General features: G+C 37.4%; 12 protein-coding genes and 1 tRNA gene. 5 read left to right on the top strand and 8 right to left on the bottom strand.

The features are described from left to right. Nucleotides 1-288: 288 nt before the first annotated feature. The 8 genes from ACTF48_RS02695 to ACTF48_RS02660 all read right to left on the bottom strand — a co-directional run bounded on the left by ACTF48_RS02695 (nt 289) and on the right by ACTF48_RS02660 (nt 7,405). Nucleotides 289-1,446, bottom strand: coding sequence for a metal ABC transporter permease (locus ACTF48_RS02695; RefSeq protein ID WP_438961596.1), 1,158 nt, complete (start codon nt 1,444-1,446; stop codon nt 289-291). Then, nucleotides 1,443-2,555 carry a metal ABC transporter permease gene (locus ACTF48_RS02690; RefSeq protein WP_438961595.1) on the bottom strand — a complete coding sequence of 371 codons (1,113 nt, stop codon included), beginning with the start codon at nt 2,553-2,555 and terminating at the stop codon, nt 1,443-1,445. Before ACTF48_RS02690 ends, ACTF48_RS02695 begins: the two co-directional genes overlap by 4 nt. Nucleotides 2,556-2,689: 134 nt before the next feature. Beyond that, nucleotides 2,690-3,427, bottom strand: a complete 738-nt coding sequence (locus ACTF48_RS02685; protein WP_438961594.1) for a metal ABC transporter ATP-binding protein — start codon at nt 3,425-3,427, stop codon at nt 2,690-2,692. Next, complete coding sequence (locus ACTF48_RS02680) at nt 3,427-4,335, bottom strand: metal ABC transporter solute-binding protein, Zn/Mn family (protein ID WP_438961593.1); 909 nt, start codon at nt 4,333-4,335, stop codon at nt 3,427-3,429. Before ACTF48_RS02680 ends, ACTF48_RS02685 begins: the two co-directional genes overlap by 1 nt. 50 nt (nt 4,336-4,385) lie before the next feature. Beyond that, nucleotides 4,386-5,186, bottom strand: a complete 801-nt coding sequence (locus tag ACTF48_RS02675) for a transporter (RefSeq protein WP_438961592.1) — start codon at nt 5,184-5,186, stop codon at nt 4,386-4,388. Then, nucleotides 5,183-5,839 (bottom strand): metal-dependent transcriptional regulator, encoded by a 657-nt coding sequence (locus ACTF48_RS02670; RefSeq protein WP_438961591.1) that lies wholly within the window; start codon nt 5,837-5,839, stop codon nt 5,183-5,185. The genes ACTF48_RS02675 and ACTF48_RS02670 overlap by 4 nt, the downstream gene beginning before the upstream one ends. A gap of 90 nt (nt 5,840-5,929) precedes the next feature. Continuing rightward, nucleotides 5,930-6,643: a TerB family tellurite resistance protein gene (locus ACTF48_RS02665; RefSeq protein ID WP_438961590.1), complete on the bottom strand. Its 714-nt coding sequence runs from the start codon at nt 6,641-6,643 to the stop codon at nt 5,930-5,932. A 78-nt stretch (nt 6,644-6,721) separates the two neighbouring features. Continuing rightward, nucleotides 6,722-7,405 (bottom strand): SCO family protein, encoded by a 684-nt coding sequence (locus ACTF48_RS02660; protein WP_438961589.1) that lies wholly within the window; start codon nt 7,403-7,405, stop codon nt 6,722-6,724. A gap of 314 nt (nt 7,406-7,719) precedes the next feature. Here ACTF48_RS02660 and rseP point away from each other — a divergent pair, with 314 nt between their 5' ends. The 5 genes from rseP to ACTF48_RS02635 all read left to right on the top strand — a co-directional run bounded on the left by rseP (nt 7,720) and on the right by ACTF48_RS02635 (nt 13,605). Next, nucleotides 7,720-9,066 (top strand): RIP metalloprotease RseP, encoded by a 1,347-nt coding sequence (rseP, locus tag ACTF48_RS02655; protein ID WP_438961588.1) that lies wholly within the window; start codon nt 7,720-7,722, stop codon nt 9,064-9,066. Nucleotides 9,067-9,170: 104 nt separating this feature from the next. Next, nucleotides 9,171-9,244 (top strand) — tRNA-Asn (locus tag ACTF48_RS02650). A gap of 215 nt (nt 9,245-9,459) precedes the next feature. Next, nucleotides 9,460-10,785 carry a PSP1 domain-containing protein gene (locus tag ACTF48_RS02645; protein ID WP_438961587.1) on the top strand — a complete coding sequence of 442 codons (1,326 nt, stop codon included), beginning with the start codon at nt 9,460-9,462 and terminating at the stop codon, nt 10,783-10,785. Further along, nucleotides 10,785-11,282 carry a gliding motility lipoprotein GldH gene (locus tag ACTF48_RS02640; protein ID WP_438961586.1) on the top strand — a complete coding sequence of 166 codons (498 nt, stop codon included), beginning with the start codon at nt 10,785-10,787 and terminating at the stop codon, nt 11,280-11,282. The genes ACTF48_RS02645 and ACTF48_RS02640 overlap by 1 nt, the downstream gene beginning before the upstream one ends. Next, nucleotides 11,269-13,605, top strand: coding sequence for a transglycosylase domain-containing protein (locus tag ACTF48_RS02635; protein ID WP_438961585.1), 2,337 nt, complete (start codon nt 11,269-11,271; stop codon nt 13,603-13,605). Before ACTF48_RS02640 ends, ACTF48_RS02635 begins: the two co-directional genes overlap by 14 nt. Nucleotides 13,606-13,610: the final 5 nt, after the last annotated feature.

The raw sequence follows: 13,610 nt of genomic DNA, 5'->3' as shown, positions 1-13,610 counted from the left end.
AGAAAAAGGCGCATCGTAGGTTTAGGTTATAAAGTTCTAAAAAACTTAAATTTCTGATTTTATGGTTATCTTATAAAGCCTATAAAAACGGTGATATCACCGATAATTTCTTTTCGTTGTATTTAGGTCGCTGGTATTTTTTCAAAAATGGTGAAAATTATCGTATAGAAAGTCTTTATATGATGGAAGATCAGATTGATACTTTGATTAAGGAGTTAGGGCTTGAAATACGTTCATAGGTGCGGACTTAAGTCCGCACCTATGAAAATTGTACTATGAAAAAAATGATTATCCTCTAAACAAGAAGAAATCATCTTTCATATCTTCAATCTGCTCATCTTCATTGGTGATGATATAATCCAGTGCTTTTTCAGTAAACTGCCTACCTTTAGTAGTTAAAGACACAACTTGATCTTGAATCGTGATCATGTTATTTTTTTCAGCGAGTTTTAGAACTGCATTTGCCCTTACTTTACGCCAGTTAATGTGTTCTTGAAGATGCGCTACACGACGTTCTTCAATGCTATCATGATTGTTCAAATGCAGTAAAAAAGTGAGTAAAGAAACCTCGGTACGTTGTCTATTCTGTCTTAACAATACCGCAATTAAACCTTTACTAGGCGCAAATAAGTAGATCATTAAGAACAACAATCCCAACACAGTAGTGATAGAACCCGATATAGATGCGTCTAACCATCGTGCTACCCAATAACCACCTATCGCACTTCCTACTCCAAAAATGATCGACAACACCATCATTTTTTTCAAATGCGTGGTCAATAAATACGCTGCTGCTGCTGGCGCAATCATTAATGCAACGACTAGAATTGCTCCTACGGCATCAAATGCAGCAACGGTAGTTACAGATGCGACACTCATTAATCCATAATGCATAATCACTGGTGAGAATCCTAAGGCGCTAGAAAGCCCAATGTCAAAGGTGCTTATCTTCAATTCTTTGTAAAAAGCAACTAATAATAACAAGGTAATCACAAGAATCACAGAAATAATCCACAATCCTTTAGGACCATAATCTACACCATTGATTAAAAAGCGATCAAATGGAGCAAAGGCAAGATCGCCTAACAAAACCGCATCCACATCTAGGTGCACATCATTAGCATTTTTTGCAATTAAGATTACACCTATACTAAACAAAGCTGGAAACACTAATCCTATCGCCGTATCTTCCTTAACCAGTCCTGTTTTTTGAATGAGCTCTACTAATATGACGGTGATGATACCGCTAAACGCCGCAAAAATGATCAACCATGGCGATGCTAAATCATGCGTAATAAAAAAGCCAATTACAAGTCCAGGTAAAATCGAGTGACTAATCGCATCGCTAATTAGTGCCATTTTACGCAATACCAAAAACACACCTGGAATGGCACAAGCGGCAGCAGTTACTGCGGCAATCAATTGTATTTCTACCATCGCATTCATGATTCTGGAATATTAGTGTTGTATAAATTTGCTGCTGTTTCAAAACCTTCACTAGTCATGGACCAGTTATCACCGGCGATCGTGATCCAGTCTTTTTCTACCAGTTTTCCTAAAGTACCTTTAGTAAATCCTTGAAAATTATTCAAGATTTTAATGGCGTGAGGTCTAGAAATATCTTCATGTTTACGCACGATATCGTACATGAAGTAAAGTGTTTTTTTAAGCTCGAGATCACGTCTGTTTCTGATCAATCGGATTTGTTTAAAAAGAATTCCACGACCTGGAGAAAACACAAAAGAGATCACCACAAAAACTGCTGCCACTAAAACAATCACTGGACCAGTAGATAGATTAGATTGAGAGGCACTAATTGCAGTTCCAAAAACTCCAGAAAAAGCACCAAATATGGCAGCTAGAATCACCATGATTCCTAAACTATTAGTCCATTGTCGTGCTGCAGCTGCTGGCGCCAGTAACATCGCACTCATCAATACCACGCCTACGGTTTGTAACCCTATAACAATCGCTAGAACGATGAAAAAACTAATCAATCCATCAATGAATTTAGTATTAAAACCCAAAGTCATGGCATAATTCTTATCAAAAAGCAACAACTTAAACTCTTTCCAAAACAACAGCATTACCACTAGACTTATCGCTGTAACGATGATCATTAAAGTCACGTCACTTTCTACTAGTGTTGCCGCCTGACCAAACAAATACTTATCCAGTCCAGCCTGATTAGCATTAGGTTGTTTTTGAATAAAGGTGAGCAACAACATTCCAAAACCAAAAAACAAACTCAAGATCAATCCCAGCGCGGTATCTGTTTTTAAATGCGTTTTTGAAACAATTCCCTTGATCCAGAACACACCTATTAAACCACTAACTAAAGCTCCTAGAAGCAATACATTAGAATCTTTTGCTCCAGTGATTAAAAATGCGATGGCTATTCCTGGTAAAGCTGCATGAGAAATCGCATCACCTAGTAAACTCTGCTTGCGCAACACGGCAAAACTTCCCAGCATCCCACAAATCGCTCCTAGAACAGCAGTTCCTAGCGTGATGGTACGCAAGGTATAATCTGTGAAAAAATCGGTTAGTTCCATTTAAAAATCAAAATCAAAACGAAAATCAATTTGTTCTAATTTTCGGTTTTATAGGGTTGTTATTATTTCGTTTTCGCGAAAGCGTAATCTTCATGATCTTTTCGAGTTCAAGTTTTAGTTCGAATTCGAATTCCTTACTGCTGCACGGCGACTTTATAGTTAATACCGTAGGTTTTAGTTAAATTATCATCGTTAAAAATATCTTTTACGGGTCCAGTGGCGATGTGCTTTACATTTAAAAAAGTTACCCAATCAAAGTATTCTGGAACAGTTTGTAAATCATGATGCACTACAATCACTGTTTTACCAGCCTTGCGCAATTCTTTAAGTATATTAATGATCGCTATTTCTGTAGTGGCATCTACACCTTGAAAAGGCTCGTCCATGAAGTAGATCGCTGCGTTTTGCACCAGTGCGCGTGCTAGAAAAACACGCTGTTGCTGTCCACCAGACAGCTGACTGATCTGTCTGTTTTTAAAAGCCAGCATTCCTACTTTTTCTAAAGCTTCTAGCGCTTGCTTTTTTTGTTTAACACCAGGACGTTTTATCCAGCCTAAAGCGCCATAGGTTCCCATCATCACCACATCAAGCGCCGTAGTAGGAAAATCCCAATCTACACTACCCTTTTGAGGCACATAAGCCACTTTATCACGTTGCTTTTTATAGCTTTTACCAAAAATCGCCACAGATCCAGCAATAGGATCAATAATGCCTAAAATAGATTTTATCAATGTCGATTTTCCAGCACCATTAGGTCCTACAATCGCCATCAATACACCTTCAGGAATTGATAAATCAATATCCCATAATACTGGTTTATAATTATAAGCAACCGTTAAGTCATCTACTGCTACAGCGATTTTAGATTCCATTATTTTAAGGCGTTAACGATGGTGTTTACATTATGTTGGTACATTCCTATATAGGTTCCTTCTACAGTTCCTGAACTTCCTAAGGCATCACTAAATAATTCTCCACCTATTTCTACGGTGTGATCTTGAGCTTTTACGGCAGCTTGTAATGCCTCTACCGTACGTCGCGGAACACTACTTTCTACAAACACTGCTTTTATTTTATTGTCAATAATAAATTTTGTGATGCGCTGTACATCTTGAACACCAGCCTCGGTAGCTGTAGATAATCCTTGTAATCCTACTACTTCAAAATCAAAACTGCGTCCAAAATAATTAAACGCATCATGAGCAGTTACTAGAATGCGTTGCTCTTTAGGCAATTGATTAATTGTTGCTGTAAGCTCTGATTTTAATGCTGCTAATTCTTTTAAATAGGCATCACGATTTGCTTGAAACGCTTTGGCATTTTCAGGATCTTTTTCTACTAATTTATCAGTGACATAGTTAGTAATCTGAGTCCAGTAATCCAGATCAAACCATATATGCGGATCATAGCTAGATGCAAAATAATCGCTTCCTATTAAGGTGGTTTTGTCCAGCGATTCTCCAACTGCATAAGTTGCCTTTCCTTGAGATTCCATCTTTTCAAAGATATCTACCAGTTTTCCTTCTAGGTGTAAACCGTTGTAGAAAATCACATCGGCATTGGTGAGCTTTCCCACGTCGCCTTCACTAGCTTTATACAAGTGTGGATCTACACCACTGCCCATTAATCCGTTGACTTCAATAAGATCACCACCTATATTTTTAACCAGGTCTGTGACCATGGTTGTGGTAGTGGCTACTTGTAATTTACCGTTTTCTTCTTTTGTATCACCACAGCTTATAAGTAATGTGATGGATAGAATTGCGATGATTTTTTTCATAGTTAATGTTGTTGTTATCTCGCTTTCGCGAAAGCGTAATAATAGAAAGCCTAATTCAATTGTTTATTCTTTAATATTCTATAACTAAATCCTAGACTAACCAGCAGATTTTGATCTGCAGCAGTTCCATTAAAACCTGTTCCTACCGTAGCGTCTAACTGTAAGTTATTATTTACTAAATAAGTGATTCCAGCATCCCATAAATGGTAGGCTTGAGTGTTTTCAGGAAAGGCTCCATAAAGCTCTGCATACGCGCCCCATCTATCTGTGAAAGAGTAGCCGTAAGCAACAGTATAGATGTATTCTAGAGAGCGATCATCGGCAATGCGAGCACCTAAATTGTAGGCGATTCCATCTTTATCGCTTAAGGTATGATCAAATGCAAAGATCATTTCCATACCGGTGTTTTCTGGTCTAAATTCCTGGGCAGCGCTGAATGGCAATCGTAAATGAGTCATTAAACCTATTTGAGGTATCCAGCCGTTTTCATTTACGAGCTCAAACTTTGCTCCTAATAATAATGGTGCAAATCCATTAATGTCTGATAATTCTGTTCCATTACTATTAATGCGTTCATTTAGGTAATCCCATCCTAGACGCAATTCTATAGTTTCATTTAAACCATAACGTAACAATCCGGTATTAAAGACCGTGCTTTCTGTGTTCAAAGCGTCGTTACCAGTGTCTGTGAAAAGTACACCTGTTTCTATCTGTAAGTTTCCAGTTCCTACAGTATATGGTGACTCTGTAGCGTCAGGTCTATCTGTTATAAGCGACTCTGAATTTTTAGGTGATTGAGCGGTTACTACTGCGGTAGTTACTAGGGCAAGAGTTAGTAATGTTTTTTTCATGAGGATAATTTTAAGTATAATTGATCTGCCACGGTTTTAGAAATAGGCAAGGTCTTTTGTGTGGTTTTAATAATAAAAGAACCGTCAAATTCTTCGTGTTCTAAAACCGTAATTTGGGTTCCTAATTCAATATGATGTTTATCTAAATACTGTAAGAATCGTGTGGATGTGTCTAATACTCCAGCGAGCACACCAGTATCGTTGATTTGTAGTTGTGATAATTGGGTATGTTTAGGTTGCTCATAATTTCCTTGAGCATCGGGAATAGGATCACCGTGTGGATCATATTTAGGGTGATCTAGCAATTGATCTAATTGATCGATGAGTTTTCTAGACTGAATGTGTTCTAATTGTTCTGCAACTTCATGAACTTCGTCCCAACTAAAATTTAGTTTTTCTACTAGAAAGACTTCCCATAAGCGGTGTTTTCTGATGATTTGCATCGCACAATTAATGCCAGCTGTGGTTAATCGAGAACCTTTATAAGGAACATATTCTGCGAGCTGCTTATCTGCTAGTTTCTTAAGCATATCTGTTACAGATGATGCTTTAGTATTCATACGACCAGCGATGTCATTAGTAGAAACTAGTGCGTCACCATCCTGTAGATGATAAATCGCTTTAATGTAATTTTCTTCTGATACGGAATGCATACCGCAAAGGTACGGCTACTTTTTGTTAAGAGTAAATTAAAATTTAGTCTTGTCTAAAAAAATGTTTACAATTTCATCTTGTTTACTGACTTAAGCCATTCCACGTTCCTTACGGATCGTTTCATAAGCGTCTTGTACCTTGCGGAATTTCTCTTCGGCACCTTTGCGGTAGGCCTCATCCATGTCCATGAGTTTGTCGGGATGGTATCTTTTGGCCATGGTGCGGTAGGCTTTTTTAACCTCGCTATCAGTTACTGTTTTGTCTATTTCTAGAATCTTGTAAGCATTATCTCGATCCTGAACAAACATGGCTTTTATAGATATAAAATCTCGCTGGGTTAACCTTAAATATCCTGCTATTTGCTCTAGCACACGTAACTCTGAGTCGCTCACAACACCATCTGCCTGTGCGATGCTAAAAAGGAAATGAAGAATCTGAATACGGGATTCTATTCTAGTTCTGGCATTTAAAAACAGGCATATACGAGCAGCGTTTACTTCACGTTTTTTAACAACCTCATTAAAAATCTTAAAAATTTGTGCAGCGCGTTGCTGGCCGTAGCTCTGGATAAAATAGTTACGTACATATTGCAACTCACTCTGGCTTACTTGTCCATCGGCCTTAATAACTATGGAGGTGAGAGATAGTAAGTGTAATTCAAAATCTTGAGGACTTACCGTTTGTCGCTGACCTCTATAAGGCGATTGCTGTCTAGGATCTCCATAAGAATCACCACTAGAGACAAAAGCCGTATATAACCAGCGCAAAACAAGAAAAATAGCTATGTAACCGAAAAAAGACATTAATTAATAGAGTAAGTCAGTTATGAAAGTACAAATATAGGCAATGGTCATGCCGAATATTAGGGCTGACACGATGTCTTAATCTTCTTCGTTATAAGATGCTTTAAGAATATAAATATCTTCAATAAGTGCTTCTATTTCTTCCATCTTAGTACCGTCATAAGTACGACTGCGCAAACGGCCTTCTTTATCTACGAGCAAGAAATTTTCTGTATGAACCATATCATATTTTCCACCATAAGGAGCGTCTTTTACAGCTAGATATGATTTGCGGGCTAGGTCATAAATTTGTTCCTTTTCACCAGTTACGAGATTCCATTTGTAATCCAGTACACCTTTTTCTTGAGCATAAGCCTTTAAAATTTCTGGCGTGTCATACTCTGGAGTAACGCTATGGGAAAGAAAAAATACCTCGTCATCATCCTTAAATTCTTCTTGTAGCACGGTCATGTTTTTAGTCATTACTGGACATATTGTGGGACATGTGGTAAAAAAGAAGTCGGCTACATATATCTTTCCAGTATAATCATCTTGACTAATCGTGTCGCCATTTTGATTAATTAATTCAAAAGGAGCTACTTTATGGTATTTTTTTACAAATAACATGCTGTCATCTACCAGTGTAGGGTCAAACTGGTCAGGCTGCAACACGCTAAGCGTTTTTTGTGGAGTCAGTGCATGCTGTATAGCAAGAAAAATGACGGTGCATAAAATAAGCATGAATAAAGCACGCCATTTATTTTTTTTCAAGAATTCTAGCATCTTTGAAAGTTTTTACAAAATTACAATCTAATTATTAGCTCTTCTATCCTTTGTCGGACACTTTAATAAAGCTTTAAAAGTATTTTGTGAAATAGGTTAAGATAAATGAGAGCTGGATGATGTTGATTCTCGCTTTCGCGAAAGCGGTGAAAGAACCATTACAGGGTTACTACTATAGTGCTGGTTCAGTGAGGTTTAATTTATGGTATTTAATTTTGAGTTCATGTAGTACTTAACAAAATTCAAATATGCTCAGTGATTGTGTATACTCGCTGCAATGACCTATTTTTGCGCACTTTAAATATTTATTAAAAATGCATCCATACTTAATTGTTGCCATAAATTTTTTACTGAGTCTTTCATTGCTCATCGTTTTACACGAGTTAGGTCACTTTATTCCGGCGCGATTGTTTAAAACCAGAGTAGAGAAGTTCTTTTTGTTTTTTGACATTAAATACTCCTTGTTTAAGAAAAAAATAGGAGAGACAGAATATGGAATAGGATGGTTACCACTAGGTGGCTATGTGAAAATATCTGGAATGATCGATGAGAGTATGGATAAAGAGCAAATGGCTCAAGAACCTAAACCATGGGAATTCCGTTCTAAGCCAGCGTGGCAACGATTAATCATCATGCTAGGTGGTGTTTTTGTAAATGTTGTGGTAGGTTTCTTTATTTATATCATGCTGGTCTATGTAAATGGAACCACTATCGCTACAGGTAGCGATTATAAATATGGTTTTGGGATGCCGCAAGTCATGGAAGAAGTAGGGTTTGAACAAGGAGATCAAATATTACTTGTAGACGGTGACACTCTATCAATTGCAGATAATCTTGTAAATAGATTAGTTTTTAGAAACGTTGAAAAAGTAACGGTTATAAGAAATGGAGCTGTTGTAGATGTTGATATTCCCGAAGATATGGGGAATAGAATTTTTAACGCTGGTGTAATGGGATCTCTAGAGCCAAGATTTCCTTTTAAAATAGGAGAAGTACAAGAAGGTACCATTGCAGATTCTATAGGCCTAAAAGCAGGGATGTTTATTACTGAGATCGCAGGTCATAAAATCTCTTATAATTCAGATTATACTTATGCGATGAACCATATCGTAAATGATAGTACGCCGTTTGAAATAAAGTATCAAAACGAGTCTGGTATGCAGCAGTCTAAAATGATAGACTTTAAGAATACTAAGAGGAGAGTTTTAGGACTAATAAAAGAACCTACTACAGATTACGTGAGTGTTACTCCGGTAACATATAGTTTTAGTGAGAGTGTAAGCAAGGGCTTGTCTCATGGTTACTGGACTATGCATGATTATATAGGGCAGTTCAAATATATTTTTACTAAAAAAGGAGCAAGCCAGTTAGGAGGTTTTGGTACCATTGCAAAGTTATATCCAGATACTTGGGACTGGACTAAATTCTGGGAGCGTACGGCATGGATTTCTTTTGTGCTTGCTATTATGAATATTTTACCTATTCCTGCGCTGGATGGTGGTCATGTTGCGTTTTTACTTTATGAAATTGTAACAGGTCGCAAGCCTGGAGAAAAGTTTTTAGAACGCGCTCAGCTCATAGGGATCTTTATATTGCTAGCCTTAATGTTATATGCAAATGGGAATGATCTCTATAAAGCAATTATGGAAAATTTCTTTTAGTAGATTTTTTTATTAATTTTTTAAAAAACTTTGGCGGCAAATAAAAAAACATATTATATTTGCGCTCGCTTAAGCAAATAGCTTGAGCAGTGTGTATATCACATTCCTCCTTAGCTCAGTTGGTTAGAGCATCTGACTGTTAATCAGAGGGTCCTTGGTTCGAGCCCAAGAGGAGGAGCTTAATTATAGAAAGCCATTCAGGAAACTGAGTGGCTTTTTTTAGTTTTTAAAAGATTGTATCATAATGGGATACCCTAGTACAACCTTTTTAAAATTTATGAAGTTTGTATCTTCATAAATTCCCTACACTTATTTCCTTATATTTACGTTTAATAATAGTAAGTCAATTCAGTGAGTTAATCACTTGAATTTCAATATATATACGTAGGATTAATGAGTTGTACTAGTTGTGGAACCGGTGGAGATGCTCCAGGCGGTTGTAAAAATAATGGTACTTGTGGTACCAGTGGATGTAATAAATTAACAGTTTTTGACTGGTTGGCAAACATGGATTTGCCAGATGGTCAAGCACCTTTCAATTATGTGGAAGTGCGATTTAAAAATAGTCGTAAGGAATATTTTAAAAACACAGAAAATCTTCAATTAAAAATAGGTGACATCGTTGCTACTCAGTCAGACACCGGTCACGACATAGGAATTATAACGCTTACTGGTGAGCTAGTGCGCGTACAATTGAAGAAAAAGAAAGTACGTTACGAGAAGGAAGAATTACCTAAGGTTTATCGTATCGCTTCTCAGAATGATATAGATAAATGGAAAGCGGCTCGTGAAAAAGAAGATCCTATGAAGGTTAAAGCGCGTCAAATCGCCATAAGACTGGATCTTCAAATGAAAATATCAGATATAGAATTTCAAGGTGACGGTTCTAAAGCAACTTTTTATTACACAGCTGAGGAACGTGTAGATTTCCGTCAGTTGATTAGGGAATATGCAGCTGAGTTTAAAACACGCATAGAAATGCGCCAGATAGGACTGCGTCAAGAAGCGGCTCGACTAGGTGGTATAGGGTCTTGTGGGCGCGAGTTATGTTGTTCTACGTGGTTAACAGATTTCCGTTCTGTGACTACCAGTGCGGCCAGATATCAAAACCTGTCTCTTAATCCTCAAAAACTAGCCGGACAGTGTGGAAAATTAAAGTGCTGTTTGAACTACGAGCTAGACTCATACATGGATGCACTTAAAGATTTTCCTAAACAAAATCAGAAATTATATACTGATAAAGGAACCGCAGTTTGTCAAAAAATAGACATCTTTAAAGGTCTTATGTGGTATTGTTATGAAGGTGAGTGGATGAACTGGCACACCTTAACAACCACGCAAGTTCACGAGATCGTTTCTAAAAATAAAGCTAAAGAAAAGGTCGCCAGCTTAGAGCAGTATGCCGCAGAGCACGCGGTCATCGAGGAAGTGAACTTTGAAAATGTAGTAGGACAGGATAGTTTAACCCGTTTTGATAATACAGCTACTAAGAATAAAAAGCGTAAAAAACGCCGTAATAATCGTAAGCCTAAACCTCAAAACAGTAATCAAAAAGGCACGCAAGAAAAGGGAAACCAGCCAAAACCTAAAAGAAAGCCAGCCCCTAAAAATAAAACCCAAGGATCCCAAAAATCTGAAGGAAAACCTGCTGAGTCTCACAAACCACCACGTAAAAAGAGACCTAATAACCGCAATAGACCACCTAAGAAAAGCGAGTAATGAGAATCAATTTACTTTTATTTTTAAGTTGTTTAACCTTAGTATCTTGTGATCACAATTTAGTAGACTCACAATCTATTGCCTTTAGTGATGGTCAGTGGGATATTCTTGAAGCACCAGTTTTTAAGATAGAACCAGTAGATACGGTGCAATCTTATGACATGTTTATTAACATGAGGAATAATTATGACTTTGGTTACAGCAACCTGTTTCTAATTGCCGAAATGAAATTTCCACAGGGGAAAATCGTTACAGATACATTAGAATATGAGATGGCAACACCGCAAGGAAAGTTTCTAGGCAGTGGTTCTGGAAATGTTTATGAAAATAAATTATGGTATAAGGAAGGAGTACGCTTTAGCGAAAGCGGAACATACCTACTCACCTTACGTCATGTAATGAGAAAAAATGGTTCTGTAGATGGTATTGCCCAGTTAGATGGCGTGCTAGATATAGGTTATAGTATAGAAAAAAAAGTGCAACATGGCAGCAACTAAAGCACAAATAGCTCAAAAGAAGCAAGAAAAGAAAAAGAACGTTAGATTATTCTGGAAACTCGTTTTTACAGGATTAGGAATGGTAGTATTACTATTTTTATTAACCGCTTGGGGTGTTTTTGGTTCACTTCCAGATCATACAATACTAGAGAATCCACAGTCTGAGCTGGCAACAGAAATTGTAACCTCAGACGGTAAAACTTTAGGAAGTTTTTATACAGATAACCGCAAACCGGTAAAGTATGAAGATTTGCCTCAAAATCTAGTAGACGCACTTGTCTCTACCGAAGATGAAAGATTCTGGGATCATAGTGGTATAGATGGTTATGGAACTGCACGAGCAGTCGCCTTTCTAGGCTCTAAAGGTGGAGCGAGTACCATCACTCAACAACTGGCTAAACTATATTTTACAGAACAAAGGAGTAGTAATTCTGTTGAGAGAGTAATTCAAAAGTTAAGAGAATGGATCATCGCAACACGTTTAGAAAAGCAGTACACAAAAGAAGAGATTATTACTCAATACCTTAATCAATTTGATTTCTTAAAACAGGCCATTGGAATACGTTCAGCCTCAAATATTTATTTTGGTAAAGAGCCTAAAGATTTAAAAGTTGAAGAAAGCGCTGTATTTGTAGCGATGTTAAAAAATCCAAGACAGTTCAATCCGTATAGAGAAGTATCAAAGGAGAAATCTCTGAGGCGTCGTAATCAGGTTTTTGTGCAAATGGTGCGCAACGAAAAAATGACCGAAGCGATGAAAGACAGCTTGAGAGAGCAACCTATCAAATTAAATTTTTCTCCTGAAGGACATAACGACGGTATGGGAACTTATTTCCGTGAATATTTAAGAGACTGGTTAAAAGATTGGGCGGCAAACCATACTAATCCTGAGACTGGAGAGAATTATAACCTGTATAATGATGGGTTAAAAATTAATGTGACCATAGACAGTCGCATGCAACGCTATGCAGAAGATGCTGTGGTGGCTCATATGGCAAATCTCCAAAAGGAATTTGATTCTCAAAACGAGAAATTAAAAACAGCTCCTTTTAGAGACATCTCTAAAAAGCAAATTGAAACCACCATCAATCGCGCTATACGCGTTTCTGATCGCTGGAGAGAAATGAAAAAAGAAGGCAAGTCTGAAGATGAGATTTTAGCAAGCTTTGATAAGAAGTCTGAGATGACCGTTTTTGACTGGCAGGCTTCAGGAAAAGAACGCGATACGCTTATGACTCCTCGTGATTCTATATTCTATTATAAAAAATTCTTACAAGCTGGAATGATGTCTATGGAACCGCAAACGGGTCATGTAAAAGCATGGGTAGGTGGAATTAATCATAAACATTTTAAATACGATCATGTTAAAAAGGGAATTCGTCAGGCAGGCTCTACTTTTAAACCTTTTTTATATGCTACAGCTATAGATTTATTAAAATATTCACCGTGTAAAGAACTACCTGATGGTGAATACACTATTCCTGCTGGTAAGCATGGAAATGTTAAAGACTGGACACCTAAGGATTCAAATGGTGATTATGGAACCATGATGTCTTTAAAAGACGCTCTAGCAAAATCTAAGAACACTATCTCTGCCCGATTGATGGATGAGGTAGGCCCACAACCTGTAATAGATTTAGCAAAAAGGCTAGGAATTAATACCAAAGATATGGCGCCAGTTCCTTCACTAGCACTAGGAACTGCAGATGTGAGTCTGTTTGAAATGATAGGTGCTTATGGGGTTTTTGCAAATGAAGGAATTTATAATGAACCCGTTCTTGTAACCAGTATTCAAGATAAAAATGGAACGGTGCTTTATCAATATACTCCTGTAACTAGAGATGTTATGAATCCAGAAACAGCTTATGTAACACTTGAATTAATGCAAGGAGTTACCCGTTCTGGTAGTGGTAGGAGGCTCAGGGGAACATGGGCTACAAAAGACAAGTTTTATAAAAGTGTGGTTACTGGATATCCTTATGATTTTAAAAATGAAATCGCAGGAAAAACAGGAACGACTCAAAACAACTCAGACGGCTGGTTTATGGGTGTAGTTCCTAACTTAGTTTCTGGTGTTTGGGTAGGTGGAGAAGATCGCTCAGTACACTTTGCACGTACTAAATATGGTCAGGGCGCTACTATGGCATTACCTATTTGGGGTTCTTACATGAAAGCAGTTTATGAAGATGAAAACTTAGAGGTCTCTAAAAGTAATTTCGCTGAACCAGAGAATCTTTCCATAACAGTGGACTGCGAAGAGTATAAAGAAAAACAAGAAGAATTAGATGATGAAGATGATGATGGCGACCAACTAGGAATGTAAATTTT

The sequence above is a fragment of the Nonlabens sp. genome (genome assembly GCF_965660805.1).
Classification (GTDB): domain Bacteria; phylum Bacteroidota; class Bacteroidia; order Flavobacteriales; family Flavobacteriaceae; genus Nonlabens.
Note: the sequence above shows the minus strand (reverse complement) of the source record. Positions and strands in the feature narration are given on the sequence as shown.

Coding starts and splice junctions, on each gene's coding strand:
- ACTF48_RS02695 (WP_438961596.1), bottom strand. CDS start 1,446: ATGAATGCGATGGTAGAAATACAATTGATTGCCGCAGTAACTGCTGCC.
- ACTF48_RS02690 (WP_438961595.1), bottom strand. CDS start 2,555: ATGGAACTAACCGATTTTTTCACAGATTATACCTTGCGTACCATCACG.
- ACTF48_RS02685 (WP_438961594.1), bottom strand. CDS start 3,427: ATGGAATCTAAAATCGCTGTAGCAGTAGATGACTTAACGGTTGCTTAT.
- ACTF48_RS02680 (WP_438961593.1), bottom strand. CDS start 4,335: ATGAAAAAAATCATCGCAATTCTATCCATCACATTACTTATAAGCTGT.
- ACTF48_RS02675 (WP_438961592.1), bottom strand. CDS start 5,186: ATGAAAAAAACATTACTAACTCTTGCCCTAGTAACTACCGCAGTAGTA.
- ACTF48_RS02670 (WP_438961591.1), bottom strand. CDS start 5,839: ATGCATTCCGTATCAGAAGAAAATTACATTAAAGCGATTTATCATCTA.
- ACTF48_RS02665 (WP_438961590.1), bottom strand. CDS start 6,643: ATGTCTTTTTTCGGTTACATAGCTATTTTTCTTGTTTTGCGCTGGTTA.
- ACTF48_RS02660 (WP_438961589.1), bottom strand. CDS start 7,405: ATGCTAGAATTCTTGAAAAAAAATAAATGGCGTGCTTTATTCATGCTT.
- rseP (WP_438961588.1), top strand. CDS start 7,720: ATGCATCCATACTTAATTGTTGCCATAAATTTTTTACTGAGTCTTTCA.
- ACTF48_RS02645 (WP_438961587.1), top strand. CDS start 9,460: ATGAGTTGTACTAGTTGTGGAACCGGTGGAGATGCTCCAGGCGGTTGT.
- ACTF48_RS02640 (WP_438961586.1), top strand. CDS start 10,785: ATGAGAATCAATTTACTTTTATTTTTAAGTTGTTTAACCTTAGTATCT.
- ACTF48_RS02635 (WP_438961585.1), top strand. CDS start 11,269: ATGGCAGCAACTAAAGCACAAATAGCTCAAAAGAAGCAAGAAAAGAAA.